Genomic DNA, 16,970 nt, shown 5'->3' with positions numbered 1-16,970 from the left:
AAGGCAGGGCGAGTCCATACGGCCGTCGGCCGTAACCGCCGGAGGTAGTCCGTAATCCGCCTGACCGTTGTCCGTCGAGTGTCCGTCGAGTCTTTCGCAGACGGCGGGCGACGGTCAGGCATCAGCGGCGGGGCGCTGCCCCGGATGGGAGTGGACCCCGCCGTCAGGCCTCCTCACCCACCAGGCCTCCTCGCTGCCCGGGCCCCGCTGCCCGCCCTCAGGGCGAGGGGCCGCCCGGTGGGGCGCCGCGGAGGGTGGCCAGCCGTCGTTGGTACTCCTCTTCGTCGATCTCACCGCGTGCGTACCGCTCCGCGAGAATCTGTTCGGGGCCGGGTGCGCGGCGGGTGCCCGGGTGCGCGTCGTGGCCGGGGCCCGAGCGGCCCAGGGCGCGGACGATCAGCAGCGCGATGACGAAGAGCAGCGCCAGGAACAGGAACAAGCTGACCGACATCGCGAGCCAGGCCCACCCGCCGCCATGACGGCCGTACCAGCACAACATCGACCTCCACCTCCCGCGCGACGCGGGGCGCGGGGCGCGGGCCCGGTGCCCGCGGGTGCCCTCGGTTCCCTGCCCTCCCTCTCATTCCCTTCCGTGCCCTTCCCTTCCATGGTCTCTCGGTCCGGGGCGGGGGGCCATGGGCTCGTCGCGCTGCGGCGGGAAGGGCCGGGGCGCCGGGCTCATCAGCCGGCGTGCGCGGCCTGCGCGGTCGTCGCCTGGGCCGAGCGGCTACCCCGCCCTCCCCCCACGGCAATACCCCCGGTATTCCAGTGCGGCGAATACGGCGACCACCACGGCGCCGATGAGGAGGAAGGCGGTTCCCGGGGTGGTCAGGGGCAGGGCGTTGGTGAAGGGGAGCAGGAGGAGGGCGAGGCAGGAGAGGGTGTTGGCGGCGATGACGGTCAGGGTGAGGCGGGCGGGGATGCGGGGATAGCCGGCGATGAGGGCCAGGGCCGCGGCGCCGCCGAGCATGGCGATGCCGAAGGGGACGGACCAGGTGGTCGGCAGGCCGAGCGGGCCGCTGAGCGCGCTGCCGCCGGCCAGCAGGACGACACCGAAGGCGGCGGTGCCCCAGCTGTCGATGCGCAGGACGGTGCGCAGCAGGTCCTGTGCCCCGCGGCCGGCTGCGGGGGGCGGGGCGGCGGGGTGTGGGGCGGCGGTGGCCGGGCCAGGAGTGGTCGGGGCAGGGGGCTTCGGGCCAGGAGTCTTCGAGGCAGGGGTGGTCGGAGTGGCCATGGGGTCTCCTTGGGGTGGGGCCGGGCCCAGTGGTTCCGGCCGGGGGTAGACCGTGGCATCGCGTGGGTTCTGGTCTCAATGACCTGGGAGGTCATGGCCGGGGTGATCTCCGGGTGGCTATTCTCCGGAGATGCCGGAGATGGATGTGGATCAGTGGCCGCGGGTGGGAGTCCTGTTACGGGAGTGGCGTCGGCGGCGCAGGCTCAGCCAGCTCGATCTCGCGCTGCTGGCGGACACCTCCACCCGCCATCTGTCCTGTGTGGAGACGGGCCGGTCGCGTCCGAGCCGGACGATGGTGCTGCGGCTGGCCGACGCCCTGGAGGTCCCCCTGCGCGAGCGCAACACCTTGTTGCTGGCCGCCGATTACGCGCCGGCGTACCGGGAGAGCGACCTCGATGACGCGGGGATGGCGCAGATCCGGGCCGCGCTCGACATGATGCTGACGGCGCACGAGCCGTACCCGGCCGTCGTGGTCGACCGCTGGTGGAACGTGGTGACCGGCAACGGGGCGATGTCCGTTCTCATGGCGGGCATTCCGCCCGAGGTGCTGGTGCCGCGGCCGAATGTGTTCCGGCTGACCCTGCATCCCGAGGGGCTCGCCACCCGGCTGGCCAATGCCGGTGAGGTCCGTGCCCTGCTCCTGGAGCGGCTGCTGCGCCAGGTGCAGGCGACCGGGGACGCGCAACTGCGGGCGCTGTACGAGGAGGTGTGCCGCTACCCGGCCCCCGCGGAGCAGGAGACGGTCCGGGCCGATGCCGCGGCGGCGCGGCCGGGGCCGATTCAGGTGCCGCTCAGAATGCGTGTCCCGGGCGGCGAGCTGTCGCTGTTCAGCACCATGGCCACGTTCGGTGCCCCGGCCGATGTGACGCTCTCGGAGCTGGCGATCGAACTGTTTTATCCCCTCGACGAGTTCACTGCCGAGGCGCTGCGCGCGGCGGCCGCGGCCGCCGCCGGCCAGTAGGGGGCATCCCCCGCCCCCTGGGCCGTCATCGTGCGGAGGCGGCGGGCGGTGGGGGCACGGATTCGCCCTCCTCCTCGCGCCGTACGGCCGCGTCCACCGACTCCGCGGGGACGGCGAGCCGCACCGCGGTGTAGTGCACGGCCAGGCTGAAGACGATCACGATCACCAGGTCCCACCATTCGGGGAGCGCCCCGGTGCCGCCGTAACGGCCGAAGTAGGCGATGAGGATCATGCCGCCCAGCCAGGGCCACACCCAGGCGGCCGATTTGCCGCGCAGTCCGCTGCGTTCACCCGAGGGGATGCCGCGGCGGGTGAGCGCGAGGAAGACGAAGCCGATCAGGGCGGCGATGCCGAGCTTCCAGTCCGCCTCGTACCCGGACCAGTAGAAGATCAAGTTGGCGAAGACGAAGCCCAGCGGTGCCAGCACCATTCCGGACGGCATCCGGTAGGGGCGGTTCCGGTCGCCGTCCCGTACGCGCAGGGCGTGCAGGGACACCGGCGCGAACGCGTACATGATGGCCGCTGCCGAGGTGACCAGACCCACCAGGGCCTGCCAGCTGGGGAACGGCAGGAAGGCCAGCTCGCCGACGACGAAGGCGAGGAAGGTCGACACGACGGGCACCCGGCTGCGGCCGATCCGGGCGAGGGGCCGGGGCAGGACCCGCTCGCGTCCCATGGCGTAGGAGAGCCGCGCGGCACCCGCCATGTAGACCAGGCCGGTGCCCGCCGGGGAGATGACGGCGTCGACGTAGAGGATGGTCGCCAGCCATGCGGCCCCGGCGGCGGCCGCCAGAGTGGCGTAGGGGCCGAAGTTGCCCGCCCCCACGGGGTTGTCCCAGCCGCGGGTCAGGGCAGCGGGATCCAGGGCGGCGATGAAGGCGACCTGGAGCAGGAGGTAGAGCGTGGTGGCGATCGCCATGGCGACGATCACCGCCCGGGAGATATCGCGCTGTGGATCGCGTGCCTCACCGGCCAGCTGGATGGCCTGCTCGAAGCCCAGCAGCGCGAACACCACTCCGGCGGGCAGTGCCGCGAAGACACCATGTGCCCCGTGCGGGGCGAAGCCGCCGCCCGCGGTGAAGTTCGAGGGGTGGAAGGCCAGCGTCATCAGGACCGCGACGGTCAGCAGGGGGACGACGGTCTTCACCACGGCGGTGACCGAGTTGATCCCGGCCAGCAGCTGGACCCCGAGGATGTTGATGATCGTGAAGATCAGCATGAGGCCGCTCCCGATCAGCAGGCCCGCGGCGGTGAGGGTGCCGTTCGCACGCAGCAGGTCCGCCCGGTCATGGATCCAGCCGATGCGGTCCATGTACGAGAGCGTGGCCTCGACCTGGATGGGCGCGATCAGGACCGACCGCAGCCAGGACATCCAGCCCGCGGAGAAGCCGGCCAGCGGGCCGAAGGCGAAGAACGGGAAGCGGGCGGTGCCGCCCGCGATCGGGTAGGTGGCACCCAGCTCCGCGTGGGCCAGCGCGAGGACGGCGAGCATCACCGAGGCGAGCGCCCAGGAGATCAGCGAGGCCGGGCCGGCGACGACGGCGGTGGTGAGCGCGCCCAGCAGCCAGCCGGAGCCGATGATCGATCCCAGGCAGATGAACATCAGCCCCCAGAACCCGACCACCCGGCGCAGGTGACGGCCACCGCCGACGCTGTCACTCCCCACTACGGCTGGCTTGCTCACGCGCGCTCCTGGTTCACCGAGCCATCTTGGTCCCGGGACGCGGACCTCGCGCTTCTGGGGCGCGCCGCGTCGCCTCGTATACGGAGAGTCAACGCGCGGACCGCGGTCAGGTTCCGGCTTGGCGCGCGAGTTCCCTCGTCGGGCCGTGCGGACGGTGACGGGGTGGATGGCCGGTCATCGGCCTGGGGAGGCCTGGGGAGGCCTGGGGGAGCCCGTCACCCGGGTTCGGGGAGCGCGGTTGCCGGGAGCGGGGAGTGTGGTCGCCGGGCGCGGGGAGCGTGGTGTGCGCGCGGGCGGACGCCGTGTGTCATCCGCGGGCGCGGCACCCACTTCCGGTTACCGCCAGTGACTGCTTGAGGGGTGCGCGAGGGGGTGCGGAGAGCCGTTGCGGGGCGGGGGGTGGGTGTGGAACAGCGTGGAGTAGAGGCCGCTGCCGGCGAGGAGTTGGGTGTGGGTGCCCGACTCCACCAGACGTCCCTCGTCCAGGACCAGGATGCGGTCGGCGTCCATGGCGAGGTCCAGATCGTGGGTGATCACGATGGTGGTGCGGCCCTCGGCGAGGCGCCGTAGTGGCGCGAGGATGCGCTGGGTGGCCAAGGTGTCCAGGCCGGTGGTGGGCTCGTCGAGGATGAGCACGGGGGCGTCGCGCAGCATGGCCCGCGCGATCGCGACGCGCTGCAGCTGGCCGCCGGACAGCCGCGAGGTGCCGGGCGCGATGACGGTGTCATAGCCGTCGGGGAGGGCGGCGATGAACACCTCGGCGTCGGCCGCCCGGGCGGCGCGGACGACATCGCCATGGGTCACCTGGTCGCGCCCGCAGGCGATGTTCTCCTCCACGGTGTCGTGCAGGACGAGGGTCTCCTGGGGCAGCAGCGTGATGTTGCGGCGGAGCCGGTCGAGCGGCATCCGGTTCACGGGGATGCCGTCGAGCCGGATGCTGCCGGTGTCCGGGTCGTAGAACCGCAGCAGCAGGGCGGCGAGCGTCGACTTGCCCGCGCCGCTGGGGCCGGTGATGACCACCAGTTCCCCGGGTACGGCGCCGAACGAGAAGTCCTGGAGGACCTCGTTCTTGCCGCCGGGGTAGCGGAAGTGCACCCGGCACGCTTCCACCGCGCCGACCGCGCGGCTCGGCGCCGGGACGACGACGGCGGGGTCCGGGTCGGTGACGGCGGGCCGGGCGTCGAGGATCTCCAGCAGCCGCTCGGATCCGGCGGTCGCTTCGGTGACCGTCAGCCCGAGCTGGCCGAGGTCGCGGATCGGCGGGTAGAGGTAGCCGACGAAGGCGGCGAAGGCCAGCAGTTCCCCGAGCGTCATCCGCCCAGTGGAGATCTCCCACGCGCCGAGGCCGATGATCGCCAGGACGCAGAGCGTTTCGAGGACCTCGACGATCTGCTCGTACAGCTCGTTGAGGCGGGCGCTGGTCACCGAGGCCCGCAGCCACCTGCGGGCCTCGCGGCCGAGCCGCTCCTGCTCGTCGCGCTGCCGGTTGTAGGCCTGCGTCAGGACGACGTTGACCAGGCCTTCCTCGACGACCGAGGTGATGGCGCCGTCGGCCGCGCGCTCCCGGCGGGAGACCTCCTTGACCCGGCCGGTGAAACGTTTGGTGGCGATCCAGAAGAGCGGGGCCAGGGCGAAGGTGACCAGGGCCATGTCCCAGCGCAGCCAGAACGCGGCACCGGCGTAGAAGATGACGCCGAAGACGGCCGTGGCCGCCTGGACCAGGCCGCTGACCACGAGCGCTTCGATGGCGTCCACGTCGCCGGTCATCCGCTCCACCAGGTCACCGCGGCGATTGCGCTGGAAGAAGTGGGGCGGCAGCTTCTGGAGGTGGGCGAAGACGCGGGCCCGTAGCCGCATCACGAAGCGCTCGGCCGTCCATGCGGCGAGCGAGTTGCCCAGATATCCCACGATCCCGCCGGCGACGGCCACGCCCAGCCACAGACCGGCCGGTGCCCAGAAGGCGCTGACCGAGCCCTTCTGCAGAGCGTTGTCGGTGAGTTCGGCGAAGACCAGGATGGCCACGGTCTCCGCGAACGCGGCCAGGATGGCGCTGAGGCAGACGAGGAGGATCCAGCGCCGGTCGCCCCGGGTCAGCGGCCAGAAGCGCCGCACCGACTCCTTGAACCCCACCCGCCTGGTGCGGATCGGGGCATCCGCCACCAGGCCGCTCCCGAGAACCCGGTCCGCACCGGTCTCCAGGGTCGGCTGCGCCGCTGCCCGTGGTCCCACCCCAGGGAGGGCGGACGCGTCGTCGTCCTGCTTCGACACGGACGAACCGTGTCCAACAGGCGGTGGCTCCGTGCCTTGTTGAGGCGACGTTTCACGGCGCTGCGGGCGCCGGCGTGAGCTGCGAAGGTGCATGGTCGCTACGTCATATCGTCGCTGCTCGGACGGTTGGCCGGGACCGAAGGGGGCCCCTCACACCAACGAGGCGGACCCGCGCGGTACGCGAGCCTGCCTCGGACTCAGGTTTTTGAGTCAGTGGAAACGACGGCGCCTGCGCAGATACCTGCGTCCACGCCTCCTGCGGCGCCTGCGGCGGCCGTCGTGGTCGTGGTCGTAATCGTCGTCGTGCCTGCGCCTTCTGGGGAAGACATTCCGGAAGCTCATTCTCGCCTCCTAGGAGTTTGTTCCTTTTTGTCGAACCGTTACCAGTACGACAACTCCCAAGCTACGACGCTCACCTGCCTCCAACAAGGCGAAATGCGTGAAAATTCAGATATAAGCCAAGATTCTTCCTAAATATGGCAAAGGGTGCCGAATCGTCACTCTCCGGATACCGTGGAGGGGAGCGCGACGGGCCGGCCGGGCGCCCCCGCAGTGGAGTCCGCCCCAGCCGGCCCGAGCGCCGCACTCCGGCACCGCCGCCCCCGGTCAGGTCGCGCTGAGCGCCACCGTCGGATGCAGCCGGGAAGCCCGTACGGCCGGGTACAGACCGGCGACGACCCCGATCACCAGAGTGGCGCCCAGTCCGCCGGCCAGGGCCCAGGGCGGTACGACGGCGGTCCACCCCTGGGCACGGGCGAAGCCGATGGTGGCGGCGGCGCCCAGGGCCGCGCCCGCCAGCCCGCCGAGTGCCGACAACAGCAGTGACTCGGTGAGGAATTGAATCCGGATCGAGCCTCTCGTCGCCCCCAGGGCGCGGCGCAGCCCGATCTCCTGACGGCGCTCCAGCACCGAGATCACCATGGTGTTGGCCACGCCCACACCGCCGACGAGCAGCGCCACCGCACCCAGGCCCAGCATCAGGCTGGTCAGCCCCTTGTCGGTGGCGGCCTTGGCCGCGAGGGCGTCGGAGGGGCGGGAGACCTTCACCGAGGTTTCGTCGCCCGGGTTGACCGTACGGGCCAGGACCCCCTGGACCGCCTCGACCGAGGCGTCCGGCGAACGCTCGAAGATGACGCTCGGATGGCCGCCGAAGCCCAAGTAGCGCTCGGCGGACGGGTATCCGACCAGCGCCGTACGGTCCAGGGTCGGCACCAGCTCGATGGGCGCCAGGATTCCGGTGACGACGTACCAGCGGTCGTCCAGCAGGATCTTGGCGCCGGGCGCGGTGATCCCGAGGCGGTCGGCGGCCACCGAGCCCAGCACGACGGTGGGCAGTCGTTCACTGGCGCGGTTCAGCCAACTGCCCTGATCTATATGGGCGTTGAGGGTGTCGAGCAGATCGGTGCCGGCGGCCTGCACCGTGACACCCGCCGGCATCTCCTCCGGTACGGCATCGCTGCGCCGCACCCGGGCGTCGACCGCGCCGACGGAGGTGGCGTGCTGGACCGGGCCGATCCGCTCGACCATCGCCACCGCGTTCTTGGGGAGTTTGGCGTCCTTGCCCATGGCGTCTTGGCCCGCCTCGGCGGTGAGCAGATTGGTGCCGAGGCGGTCCAGCCGGTTCATGAGGTCGGCGCGGCTGGAGGTGGACAGCCCGATGACCGCGACCATCGTCGCGATGCCGATCGCGATGCCGAGGGCGGACAGCACGACGCGGGTGCGGCGGCTGCGCAGGCCCTCGGCGCCGACCCGCAGCACATCGGCCGGGGAGAGCCGGGCCGCCCGGAGTGCGGGGCCGCTCATCGGGTCACCTCCTCGGTGGGCTCAGCGAAGGAGCCGGGTGCGGCGGGAGCGGCACCGGAGTCGTCGACGATCTCGCCGTCGCGGAAGCGGATCCGGCGGGGCAGCGAGTCGGCGATCTCGTTGTCGTGGGTGATGACACAGACGGTCGTCCCGGCCGCATGCAGCTCGCGGATGAGGTTCATGACCAGCTCGCCGCTGGCGGTGTCCAGCGCACCGGTCGGTTCGTCCGCGAGCAGCAGATCGGGGTCGCCGACCAGCGCGCGGGCAATGGCGACCCGCTGCTTCTCGCCGCCCGAGAGCTGGTGGGCGAGGTGGCCGATACGGTGCCCGAGCCCCACCTCTTCCAGGGCCGTACGGGCGCGGGCACGGCGCTCCCGCAGGCCCGTCCCGCCGTACAGCAGACCGTCGGCGACATTGTCCTGGGCGCTGCGGCCGGGGGCGAGGTGGAAGTGCTGGAAGACGAAGCCGATGTGCCGGGCGCGCAGCACGGAGAGCTGGGCGTCGGACAGCGTGCTGACGTCGTACCCGGCCACCCGGACCTCGCCCGAGGTGGCCCGGTCGAGGGTGCCGAGCAGGTTGAGCAGGGTGGACTTGCCGGAGCCGGACGGGCCGACGATGGCGGTCAGTTCGCCGCGCTCCACCCGGAGGTTCACGCCGCGCAGGGCGTGCACCCCGCCCGGGTACGACTTGGTGGCCGCCCGCAGTTCGATCACGGGTGGGGTCATTGCTCGGCCGCTCCGACCTTCATGCCCTCGGCCAGGCCGGTGCCGCTGACCTCGATCCGGCCGTCGGCCGTCAGACCCGTCTCGACCGCCACCATGCGGGTCTTGGAGCCCTGGACCAGCTCCAGCCCGTAGCCGCCCTCGCGCAGCGCGACGATCGCCTCCACCGGAACCGTCAGCACGTCCTTGCGGCTTTCGCTGACGAACTTCACGTGGAGGGTGCCCTGCCGGTCCTTCTCGCGGACCTCGGTGCCGTCGTCGAGTGTGATCTCCACGTTGATGGCGTCCCCGGGCGAGCCACCTGCGCCTGCGGCCTCGCCCTCGCCGGACTCGGAGTCCTCCGGGGCCACCACGCCGCTGACCTTGCCGCGCTGGGTGCCTCCGCCGGGCATGGCGATCTCCACCTTGGTGCCCTTGGCGGCCAGCGCCCCGTCGGCCGCGTCGAGCTCGGCCCGTACGACCGGCTTGGTGGAGGCGACCGTCAGGACCTTGCTGTCCGGGCCGATGCTGTCGGCGAGCGCGGCGTCGGCGGACACCACCCGCACGGGGCCGCGCTGGAAGACGACGTCCCCCTGGCCGACCTCGCCGCTGGCGGTCACGTCGAGGGACTTCTGCCACTGCTTGACGGCGGCCTTGGTCGCCTCGTCGAAGCGGACGTCCACATACAGTCCCGCCCCGAAGCCCAGGTCGCGGAGGTTGCGCTCCAGCTGGAGGACGTCCGGGCCGCGGGCGCCGGCCTTCATCGTGCGGAACATCGGTGTCGAGCCGTAGAGGAGGGTCACCGGGCGGGCGTCGCGCTCGTACAGGCGCTGGCCGAGCGACACGGTCCTCCCCGATGTGGCGGCCTTGGTGACCGTGCCCTCCACAGGGGACTTCACTACCCGGCGCTGCGCGTAGTCCAGCTTCCCGTCGACGGTCTTGCTCTGGACCAGATCGGTGCGGGTGATCTCGGTCGTGGTGGGCGGCCCCTTCGGTCCCCGGCCGTCGGCCGAGGCGTCCTTGCCGCTGCCGGTGAGGGTCATGACCCCGGCGGTCGCCGCGGTCGCGGTCACCGCCGCCGCCAGGGCGACGAGCCCCCGGCGGCGCTTCGGTGCGGGGCTCACTGCAGGCCGTCCAGGCCGTCGAGGAGCTTGCCCTTGCAGGCCTGGCGGGCCTGCTTGTAGGTGGACGAGTCCGACGAGACCTCGGGCGAGGTGGGGTTCGGGTCACCGCCGGGGATGACGTTGCCGTCCTGCAGCTTCGGGTTGGTGAACTTCGATACCCCGTTGGCGCGCATGCACTTGGCGTGCGCGAGCATCGACTCGTAGTCCTTCTGCGTGTCGCGGGGCGGCTCCAGGCTCATGGCCTTCCGCATCTCGGTCGTACACTCGCCGTCCCGGCCGCCCTTGGCGATGCGGTCGTTGCCCATCGCCTCCTGGAGCGCGTCGATCTTCGTCCAGTCGAGATGGCCGCTCAGCTTGGGGTCGGGGTAGTCCTTGTTGATCTTCTTGCGCATGCACTGGACGAACTTCATCTGTGCGTCGTAGAACGCGCTCTTGCCCTTGGGCGCACCATCCTTGGACGCGTCGGCGCCGTCCTTGGTCTGGTCGGTGGAGGGCGCGTTGCTGACGGAGGCGACCCCTCCGTCGGACGACTCGGCGGCGCCGCCGCAGGCCGTGGTCAGGGCGAGGGCGGGTACGGCGATCAGCAGCGCGAGGCGTGCGGCACGGGAGCGGGAGCGTGTCTTCTGCGTCATGCGGACAATGTCGGGGGCCGAATTGGTGGCCGCTCCATGGCCGCATGATGAGAACGTAACAATGCCGCCGGACCGCATCTTCAGCCTGTGGATAACTCCTGAGCTGCACAAACCCTCGCCCATAATCGTCGGCATGCCGCATGTGCTGTTGATCGAGGACGACACGTCCGTCCGGGACGGAATGGAGCTGGTGCTGCGCCGGCACGGCCATGAGGTCGACGCCGTCGCCAGCGGCGAGGCGGGCCTGGAGCTGCTGTCCCGCCCGCGCGCCGGCGGCATCGAGATCGCGGTGGTCGACCTGATGCTGCCCGGTATCGACGGCTTCGAGGTCTGCCGCCGGATCCGCGGCCGGGGCCAGCTGCCGATCATCATGCTCACCTCCCGCGGCGACGATCTGGACGTGGTCAGCGGGCTGGAAGCGGGCGCCGACGACTACGTGATCAAGCCGATCACCGGCCGGGTGCTGGAGGCCCGTATCCGGGCGGCACTGCGACGGTCCGGCCCGGCCACCCGTCAGGACAGCGACGACTTCGCCGGACTCGTCATCGACCGGGCCGGTCTGACCGTCACCAAGCGCGGCACCCGCATTCCCCTCCCGCCCACCGAGCTGCGGCTGCTGCTGGAGCTGTCGGCCGCCCCCGGCCGGGTCTTCAGCCGGGAGCAGCTGCTCGAACTCGTCTGGGAGCACGACTTCCTGGGCGACTCCCGGCTGGTGGACGCGGCGGTCGGACGGCTGCGCGCCAAGCTGGAGGACCTCCCCGCCAAGCCGCGCTACATCCAGACGGTGCGCGGCTTCGGCTATCGCTTCGGGCCGCTGTGAGCGCGCCATGAGCACCACGGAGGAGAGCACGGAAGAGGCCACGGAAGAGGCCACGGCGGCGTCCGCTCCGGCGGCCGCCCGGCGCACCCCGCTGCGGGCCCGTCTGCGGCTCCCGCGCCTCGACGGGCTCCGCGGCCGGCTGATCATCACCGTCGTCGTGGTCGCCCTGATCAGCGCCGTCACGGCCACGGCACTGGCCTACCGGGAATCACGTGACGCGGTGCTCAAGCGGGCGCAGAACGCCGCCGTCGAGGACTTCCGCAACCGCGTCAACAACCTCGCGGCGGAGCTCGATGTCCCGACCGATCCCCGCTCCATGGGCCGGTTCGCCACCGATGTCTCGTCCGGTCTGCGCGGCGCGCTGGTCGTCGCCCAGTACCGCGACTACACCGCCTCCTCCGACCCGTCCGCGGACCGCAGCCGGATCACCGCCGACCTGCGCGCGACGGTGCGCACCCGCACCCAGGTCTCGCTCCAGCGGGTGGAGCACGGCGGGAAGCCCTGGCTGGCCCTCGGCGCCCCGGTCCTTCTGGACTCCGCGGGCCGTGCCGGCGGCTCCGGGCAGCCGTCCGGGGTCGAGATATTCGCGGTGGTCTCCCTGGCGGACGAGGAGCGCGACACCGCCGATCTGGTGCGCAGTGTGCAGAGCGGCCTGCTGCCCGTGGTGCTGCTGGCCGCCGTCCTGGCGCTGCTCGCGGCGCGTACGGTGCTGCGGCCGGTCCGCAAGCTGGCGCGGGCCACCCGCAGGCTGGCCACCGGCGAGCTGAGCATCCGGGTCGAGGAGAAGGGCCGCGACGAACTCGCGGAACTCGCCCACACTTTCAACGAGACGGCCGGTGCGCTGGAGCACAGCGTCGGCGAGCTGCGCGAACAGGAAGCCCTGGCCCGCCGTTTCGTCGCCGATGTCTCCCATGAGCTGCGCACCCCGCTCGCCGCCATGACCATCGTCTCCAGCGTCCTGGAGGAGGACGCCGACCAGCTCACCCCCGACACCGCACACGCGGCCCGCACGGTCAGCGCCGAAACGGCCAAGCTGACCCGGCTCGTCGACGACCTCATCGAGATATCCCGCTTCGACGCCCGCGCCGTGGCGCTCACGGTGCACTCGGTGGACATGGCCGAGGCGGTACGCGGCACGCTCGCGGCCCGCGGCTGGACCGACCGGGTCGAAGCCGATCTCCCCCCGGGCATACGGGCCCGGCTCGACCGCCGCCGGCTCGACGTGATCGTCGCCAATCTCGTCGGCAACGCCCTCCGCCACGGTGCGCCGCCGGTGACCGTCACTGTACGGGCGGCCGACGACTGGCTGACCGTCTCGGTCGCCGACCACGGCCCGGGGCTGGCCCCCGAGGTCGCCCGCCATGTCTTCGACCGTTTCTACAAGGCGGACAGCGCCCGCAGCCGCTCGGAAGGCAGCGGCCTCGGCATGGCCATCGCCCTGGAGAACGCCCGTCTCCACGGCGGCACCATCGAGCTGGCGCCCCCGGCGCCGGACGTCGGCGCCGTCTTCACCCTTCGCCTCCCCCTCCGTACGGAATCCGCCTCATGACGCGCCCCCGCACCGCCCTCACCTGCTGTGTGCTCGCCCTCGTCACCACGGGCTGTGGCATCCGTCCCACCGGAGTCACGTCCGGCGGCACCGCGCCCTCCGGGATCTCGAACAACATGCGGATCTACTTCGCCTCCGACAGCGGGCTGCGGGGGGTGCCCCGGCCCGGCAGAAAGGTCGAGGACTTCAACGTCGCCTACCGGCTGTTGCTCGACGGGCCGACCCCGGAAGAGCGGGGCGACGGGCTGGCCAGTCTCGTCACCCCCGACAAGTGGCTGAGCGTCACCTCCCGCCATGGCAGTGTCACCATCAACACTCCCGGCTACTCCGCCGACTCCCCCCAGGACCAGAGCACCGGCCAGCTGGTCTGCACCTTCGCCCGTGCCGAGGTCCTCCTCCACGGCACCCGTCCGGACAAGGTCCAGGTGACCATCGTGGCGGGCAAGGAGCGCGCCGGGCCGTACCAGTGCCAGCAGTTCCTGTCGCACTGAGCGTCTGGCGGGGCGAGCACCAGGGAGTACCAGGCGAGCACGGGAGACCGCCGCGCGGAAGGGATCATTCAGCGCATGGTGGTTGCCGAATCCCTGTCCCTGGCCATGCTGCTCGTCGTGCTGGTGTGTGCCGTCGTCCGGCCGTTCCGGCTGCCGGAGGCGGTCTTCGCGGTACCGGCGGCGGCCGTGGTGATCGCGGCCGGGGCGATCACGCCCGCCCATGTCCGCGACGAGGCGGAGCGGCTGGGCCCGGTGATCGGCTTCCTCGCCGCGGTGCTGGTCCTCGCCAAACTCTGCGACGACGAGGGACTCTTCCACGCCTGCGGCACCTGGATGGCGCGCTGGTCGGCAGGCCGGCCCGGCCGCCTCCTGGGCGCGGTCTTCGCCCTCGCCTCGGCCATCACGGCCGTACTGAGCCTGGACGCCACCGTGGTCCTGCTGACCCCCGTGGTCTTCGCCACCGCCGCCCACATGGGAGCCCGCCCCACCCCGCACGTCTACGCCTGCAGCCATCTGTCCAATACGGCCTCGACGCTGCTGCCCGTCTCCAACCTGACGAATCTGCTGGCCTTCACCGCCAGCGGGCTGAGCTTCACCCGGTTCGGCGCGCTGATGGCCCTGCCGTGGCTGGTCGCCATCGATGGGGGCACCTCCCGCGCCCTTAAGGCGTGGGGGCGAATACCTGGTCTTCCGCCGCTTCTTCGCCCCCGCGCTGCGGGACGTGGCGCCCGGCCCGCACCCCGCCGAGCCGCCCGAACTCCCGCTGTTCGCGCTGCTCACGGTGGCCGGCACGCTCGCCGGCTTCGTGCTGACCTCCGCCCTGGGCATCAACCCGGCCTGGGCCGCGGCGGCCGGTGCGCTCGTCATGGCGGTCCGCGCGCTCGCCCGGCGCCACACCACCCCGGCCGCCGTGGTCCGGGCCGCCGGACTGCCGTTCCTCGCCTTCGTCCTGGCCCTGGGCATCGTCGTCCGCGCCGTCGTCGACAACGGGCTCGCCGACGCGCTCGGCCACCTGCTGCCCGACGGCACCGCGCTCCCCGCCCTGCTCGGCAGCGCCGCGCTGGCCGCCGTACTCGCCAACGTCATCAACAACTTGCCGGCCGTGCTGGTGCTGGTGCCGCTGGCCGCACCGAGCGGCCCCGGTGCCGTGCTCGCGGTGCTCCTCGGGGTGAACATCGGCCCCAACCTCACCTACGCCGGATCGCTGGCCACACTGCTGTGGCGGCGCATCGTCCACCACCACGAACACGACGTCGACCTACGGGAGTTCACGCTGCTCGGCCTGCTGACGGTGCCCGCCGCGCTGGCCCTGGCGACGGTGGCGCTGTGGCTCTCGCTCCGGCTGATCGGCACCTGACCCGGGCCCGGCCCGCCTCAGGACCGCCCGGCCCGCGTTAGGACCGCCCGGCCCGCCTCAGGACCGCTTGGTGCGCATCAGGAACAGCCCCACCGCCGAGCCGATCACCACGACGCCGCTGCCGACACTGATCAGCACCTGCTGCACCCCGTCGAAGGCGAAGCTGGTGGCGACATTGAAGGCGACGGCGACCACGAGCACGAACCAGAGCAGGGCTTTCATGGGAGTTCCTTCCGAAGGGTCAGACGTAAGGGCCAGGCGTAAGGGTTAAGACGTAAGGGTTAAGGCGCAGCACCGTGCCGGTGCGCCGGGTCTCTGTGGTCGAGACTGCCCGCTCCGGACCGGCGGTTCGAGGGAGCGTCCTCCCGAATACGGGGTGGAGCGCACTACACCCCCGGCCGGGGAGCGCACCCGCCCGCGCCGCGGCGACCGGTCGCTTAGCCTGAGCCCCATGGGGGAGACGGTGCGGCGGGCGGGGCGGGCCACGGCCCAGCTGATGACGGCGGGCGGGCTGGCGCTGCTGTCGTATCTCTTCCTCGGGGTGCTGCTGTTCACCGCCGTGGCGACGGTCATCGTGATCGGCGCGGGTGTGCTGCCCGAGACGGTCCTGCTGCTGCGCAGGATGGCCGGGTTCAAGCGGCGGCGGGTGGCGGCCTGGACGGGTACGGCGGTGCCCGAGGCGTATCTGCCGCTGACCGGGGGGCTCTCCGAGCGGGTGCGTACCGCGCTCGCCGATCCGGGCACGTACCGGGATCTGCGCTGGCTCGCCGCCCACTTCGGCTACGGCTGGCTCCTGGCGTATCTCGCGCTGCCGCTGTGGGCCGTCGGGCTGCTGGCCGACGGGGTGTGGTGCGGGCTGCTGCGGCAACGGGCCGTCGTACTGCCGCTGATCGGACGCCTCGCCGACCTCGACGCGGCCTGGTCGCGTGCGCTGCTGCGGCCGTCGCCGGACAGCGGGAACCGGGCCCGGCTCGCCGAGCGGGTCGAGGAACTGACCGTCACCCGGGCCGGTGCCGTCGCCGCGCACGGCGCCGAACTGCGGCGGATCGAACGGGATCTGCACGACGGCACCCAGGCCCGGCTGGTGGCGCTGTCGATGCGGGTGGGGCTGGCCCGGCGGGCCTACGACAAGGACCCCGAGGCGGCCCGCAAGCTCCTCGACGACGCACAGAACCAGGCCGAGGAGGCCCTCACCGAGCTGCGTCACGTCGTCCGCGGCATCCATCCGCCGATCCTCACCGACCGGGGCCTGGTGGGGGCGGTGCGGGCGCTCGCGGCGAGCAGCGGCCTGGAGGTGGCGGTGGGCGAGGACGGGCTGGCGGAGGGCCCGCGCGCGCCGGCGGCGGTCGAGGCGGCCGCGTACTTCGTCGTCGCGGAGGCGCTGACCAATGCCGCCAAGCACAGCGGTGCTGACCGGGCCCGGGTGGAACTCGTCCGCGGGCCCGGCCGGTTGACCCTGTCGGTACGTGACGAGGGGCGCGGCGGCGCGGAGACCGGCTCCGCGGGGGCGTCGGGCGGCAGTGGGCTGCTCGGCATCCGGCGCCGGGTCGCGGCGCTCGACGGGACCGTGGAAGTGACCAGCCCCGCCGGGGGCCCGACCGTGATCGATGTGGAGCTGCCGTGCGCGTGGTGATCGCCGAGGACAACGCCTTGCTCAGGGAGGGGCTGGTCCTGTTGCTGACCTCCGCCGGGCACGAGGTGGCCGCGGTCGCGGCCAGCGGGCCCGAGGTGCTGCCCGCACTCCTCGAACACCGCCCGGACGCCGCCGTGTTGGACGTCCGGATGCCTCCCGGCTTCCGCGACGAGGGGCTGCGGGCGGCGCTGGCGGCCCGGCGGGAGATACCCGGTCTGCCGGTGCTGGTGCTGTCGCAGTACGTGGAGGAGACCTATGCCGCGGAGCTGCTGGGCGGCGGCGCGAGCGGCGTGGGCTATCTGCTGAAGGACCGGGTGGGCCGGGTCGACGAGTTCCTGGACGCACTGGAACGCGTCGCGGCGGGCGGCACCGCGCTGGACCCGGAGGTGGTCACGGAGCTGATGACCCGGCGCCGTGACGATCCGCTCGACACCCTGACGCCGCGCGAGCGTGAGGTACTTCAGCTGATGGCGGAGGGCCGGGACAACACCACGATCGCCCAGCTGCTGGTGGTGTCGGACCGGGCGGTCAGCAAACACATCGGCAATGTCTTCGCGAAGCTGAGCCTCCCGGCCGGCGACACCGGCCACCGGCGGGTGCTGGCGGTGCTGGCGTACTTGAACGGGGGGTAGTGGGGGCGCGGTTGGGTTGTCGGGGGGCGGCGGGGAATCAGGTACGGGGGAGGCCGGTCACGGGTACGGCCAACGGGACGT

15 protein-coding genes and 1 pseudogene are annotated in these 16,970 nt (G+C 72.2%); 7 read left to right on the top strand and 9 right to left on the bottom strand.

All coding sequences use genetic code 11. The features are described from left to right. Positions 1 to 217: 217 nt before the first annotated feature. Together NUT86_RS22470 and NUT86_RS22465 are read right to left on the bottom strand one after the other, a co-directional pair. Positions 218 to 499 carry an SHOCT domain-containing protein gene (locus NUT86_RS22470; RefSeq protein ID WP_018089920.1) on the bottom strand — a complete coding sequence of 94 codons (282 nt, stop codon included), beginning with the start codon at positions 497 to 499 and terminating at the stop codon, positions 218 to 220. A 228-nt stretch (positions 500 to 727) separates the two neighbouring features. Further along, complete coding sequence (locus tag NUT86_RS22465; protein WP_274737298.1) at positions 728 to 1,234, bottom strand: hypothetical protein; 507 nt, start codon at positions 1,232 to 1,234, stop codon at positions 728 to 730. Between the two features lie 130 nt (positions 1,235 to 1,364). Here NUT86_RS22465 and NUT86_RS22460 point away from each other — a divergent pair, with 130 nt between their 5' ends. Beyond that, positions 1,365 to 2,195: a helix-turn-helix domain-containing protein gene (locus NUT86_RS22460; RefSeq protein ID WP_274737296.1), complete on the top strand. Its 831-nt coding sequence runs from the start codon at positions 1,365 to 1,367 to the stop codon at positions 2,193 to 2,195. 25 nt (positions 2,196 to 2,220) lie between these two features. Here NUT86_RS22460 and NUT86_RS22455 read toward each other — a convergent pair whose 3' ends face one another. The 6 genes from NUT86_RS22455 to NUT86_RS22430 all read right to left on the bottom strand — a co-directional run bounded on the left by NUT86_RS22455 (position 2,221) and on the right by NUT86_RS22430 (position 10,407). Further along, the gene (locus NUT86_RS22455) at positions 2,221 to 3,879 is read right to left on the bottom strand and encodes an APC family permease (protein ID WP_229838093.1); all 1,659 of its coding nucleotides are present in this window, start codon (positions 3,877 to 3,879) and stop codon (positions 2,221 to 2,223) included. A gap of 336 nt (positions 3,880 to 4,215) precedes the next feature. Further along, entirely contained in the window at positions 4,216 to 6,147 is a 1,932-nt protein-coding gene (locus NUT86_RS22450) for an ABC transporter ATP-binding protein (RefSeq protein WP_018089916.1), read from the bottom strand. 606 nt (positions 6,148 to 6,753) lie between these two features. Continuing rightward, positions 6,754 to 7,950, bottom strand: coding sequence for an ABC transporter permease (locus tag NUT86_RS22445; protein ID WP_018089915.1), 1,197 nt, complete (start codon positions 7,948 to 7,950; stop codon positions 6,754 to 6,756). Beyond that, positions 7,947 to 8,675, bottom strand: a complete 729-nt coding sequence (locus tag NUT86_RS22440) for an ABC transporter ATP-binding protein (RefSeq protein WP_274737294.1) — start codon at positions 8,673 to 8,675, stop codon at positions 7,947 to 7,949. Before NUT86_RS22440 ends, NUT86_RS22445 begins: the two co-directional genes overlap by 4 nt. Beyond that, positions 8,672 to 9,775 (bottom strand): peptidoglycan-binding protein, encoded by a 1,104-nt coding sequence (locus NUT86_RS22435; RefSeq protein ID WP_274737293.1) that lies wholly within the window; start codon positions 9,773 to 9,775, stop codon positions 8,672 to 8,674. The genes NUT86_RS22440 and NUT86_RS22435 overlap by 4 nt, the downstream gene beginning before the upstream one ends. Next, positions 9,772 to 10,407, bottom strand: a complete 636-nt coding sequence (locus NUT86_RS22430; RefSeq protein ID WP_018089912.1) for a hypothetical protein — start codon at positions 10,405 to 10,407, stop codon at positions 9,772 to 9,774. The genes NUT86_RS22435 and NUT86_RS22430 overlap by 4 nt, the downstream gene beginning before the upstream one ends. A gap of 133 nt (positions 10,408 to 10,540) precedes the next feature. Between NUT86_RS22430 and NUT86_RS22425 the strand changes: the two genes are divergently transcribed. The 4 genes and pseudogenes from NUT86_RS22425 to NUT86_RS22410 all read left to right on the top strand — a co-directional run bounded on the left by NUT86_RS22425 (position 10,541) and on the right by NUT86_RS22410 (position 14,624). Beyond that, positions 10,541 to 11,227, top strand: a complete 687-nt coding sequence (locus NUT86_RS22425) for a response regulator transcription factor (protein WP_026169681.1) — start codon at positions 10,541 to 10,543, stop codon at positions 11,225 to 11,227. 7 nt (positions 11,228 to 11,234) lie between these two features. After that, positions 11,235 to 12,776: an ATP-binding protein gene (locus NUT86_RS22420; protein ID WP_274737290.1), complete on the top strand. Its 1,542-nt coding sequence runs from the start codon at positions 11,235 to 11,237 to the stop codon at positions 12,774 to 12,776. Further along, entirely contained in the window at positions 12,773 to 13,267 is a 495-nt protein-coding gene (locus NUT86_RS22415) for a GerMN domain-containing protein (protein ID WP_159487144.1), read from the top strand. The genes NUT86_RS22420 and NUT86_RS22415 overlap by 4 nt, the downstream gene beginning before the upstream one ends. A 75-nt stretch (positions 13,268 to 13,342) precedes the next feature. Further along, positions 13,343 to 14,624: pseudogene (locus NUT86_RS22410) on the top strand (SLC13 family permease). Positions 14,625 to 14,681: 57 nt separating this feature from the next. Here the strand turns inward: NUT86_RS22410 and NUT86_RS22405 are convergent. Next, on the bottom strand, positions 14,682 to 14,846 hold the full coding sequence (locus NUT86_RS22405) for a hypothetical protein (RefSeq protein WP_018089907.1): 165 nt from the start codon (positions 14,844 to 14,846) through the stop codon (positions 14,682 to 14,684). 229 nt (positions 14,847 to 15,075) lie between these two features. Between NUT86_RS22405 and NUT86_RS22400 the strand changes: the two genes are divergently transcribed. Next, complete coding sequence (locus NUT86_RS22400) at positions 15,076 to 16,257, top strand: sensor histidine kinase (protein ID WP_274737288.1); 1,182 nt, start codon at positions 15,076 to 15,078, stop codon at positions 16,255 to 16,257. Further along, positions 16,245 to 16,889: a response regulator gene (locus NUT86_RS22395; RefSeq protein WP_018089905.1), complete on the top strand. Its 645-nt coding sequence runs from the start codon at positions 16,245 to 16,247 to the stop codon at positions 16,887 to 16,889. Before NUT86_RS22400 ends, NUT86_RS22395 begins: the two co-directional genes overlap by 13 nt. Positions 16,890 to 16,970: the final 81 nt, after the last annotated feature.

Origin of the sequence: Streptomyces sp. G7(2002), from assembly GCF_028870195.1 — a bacterium.
Classification (GTDB): Bacteria; Actinomycetota; Actinomycetes; order Streptomycetales; family Streptomycetaceae; genus Streptomyces; species Streptomyces nigrescens.
Note: the sequence above shows the minus strand (reverse complement) of the source record. Positions and strands in the feature narration are given on the sequence as shown.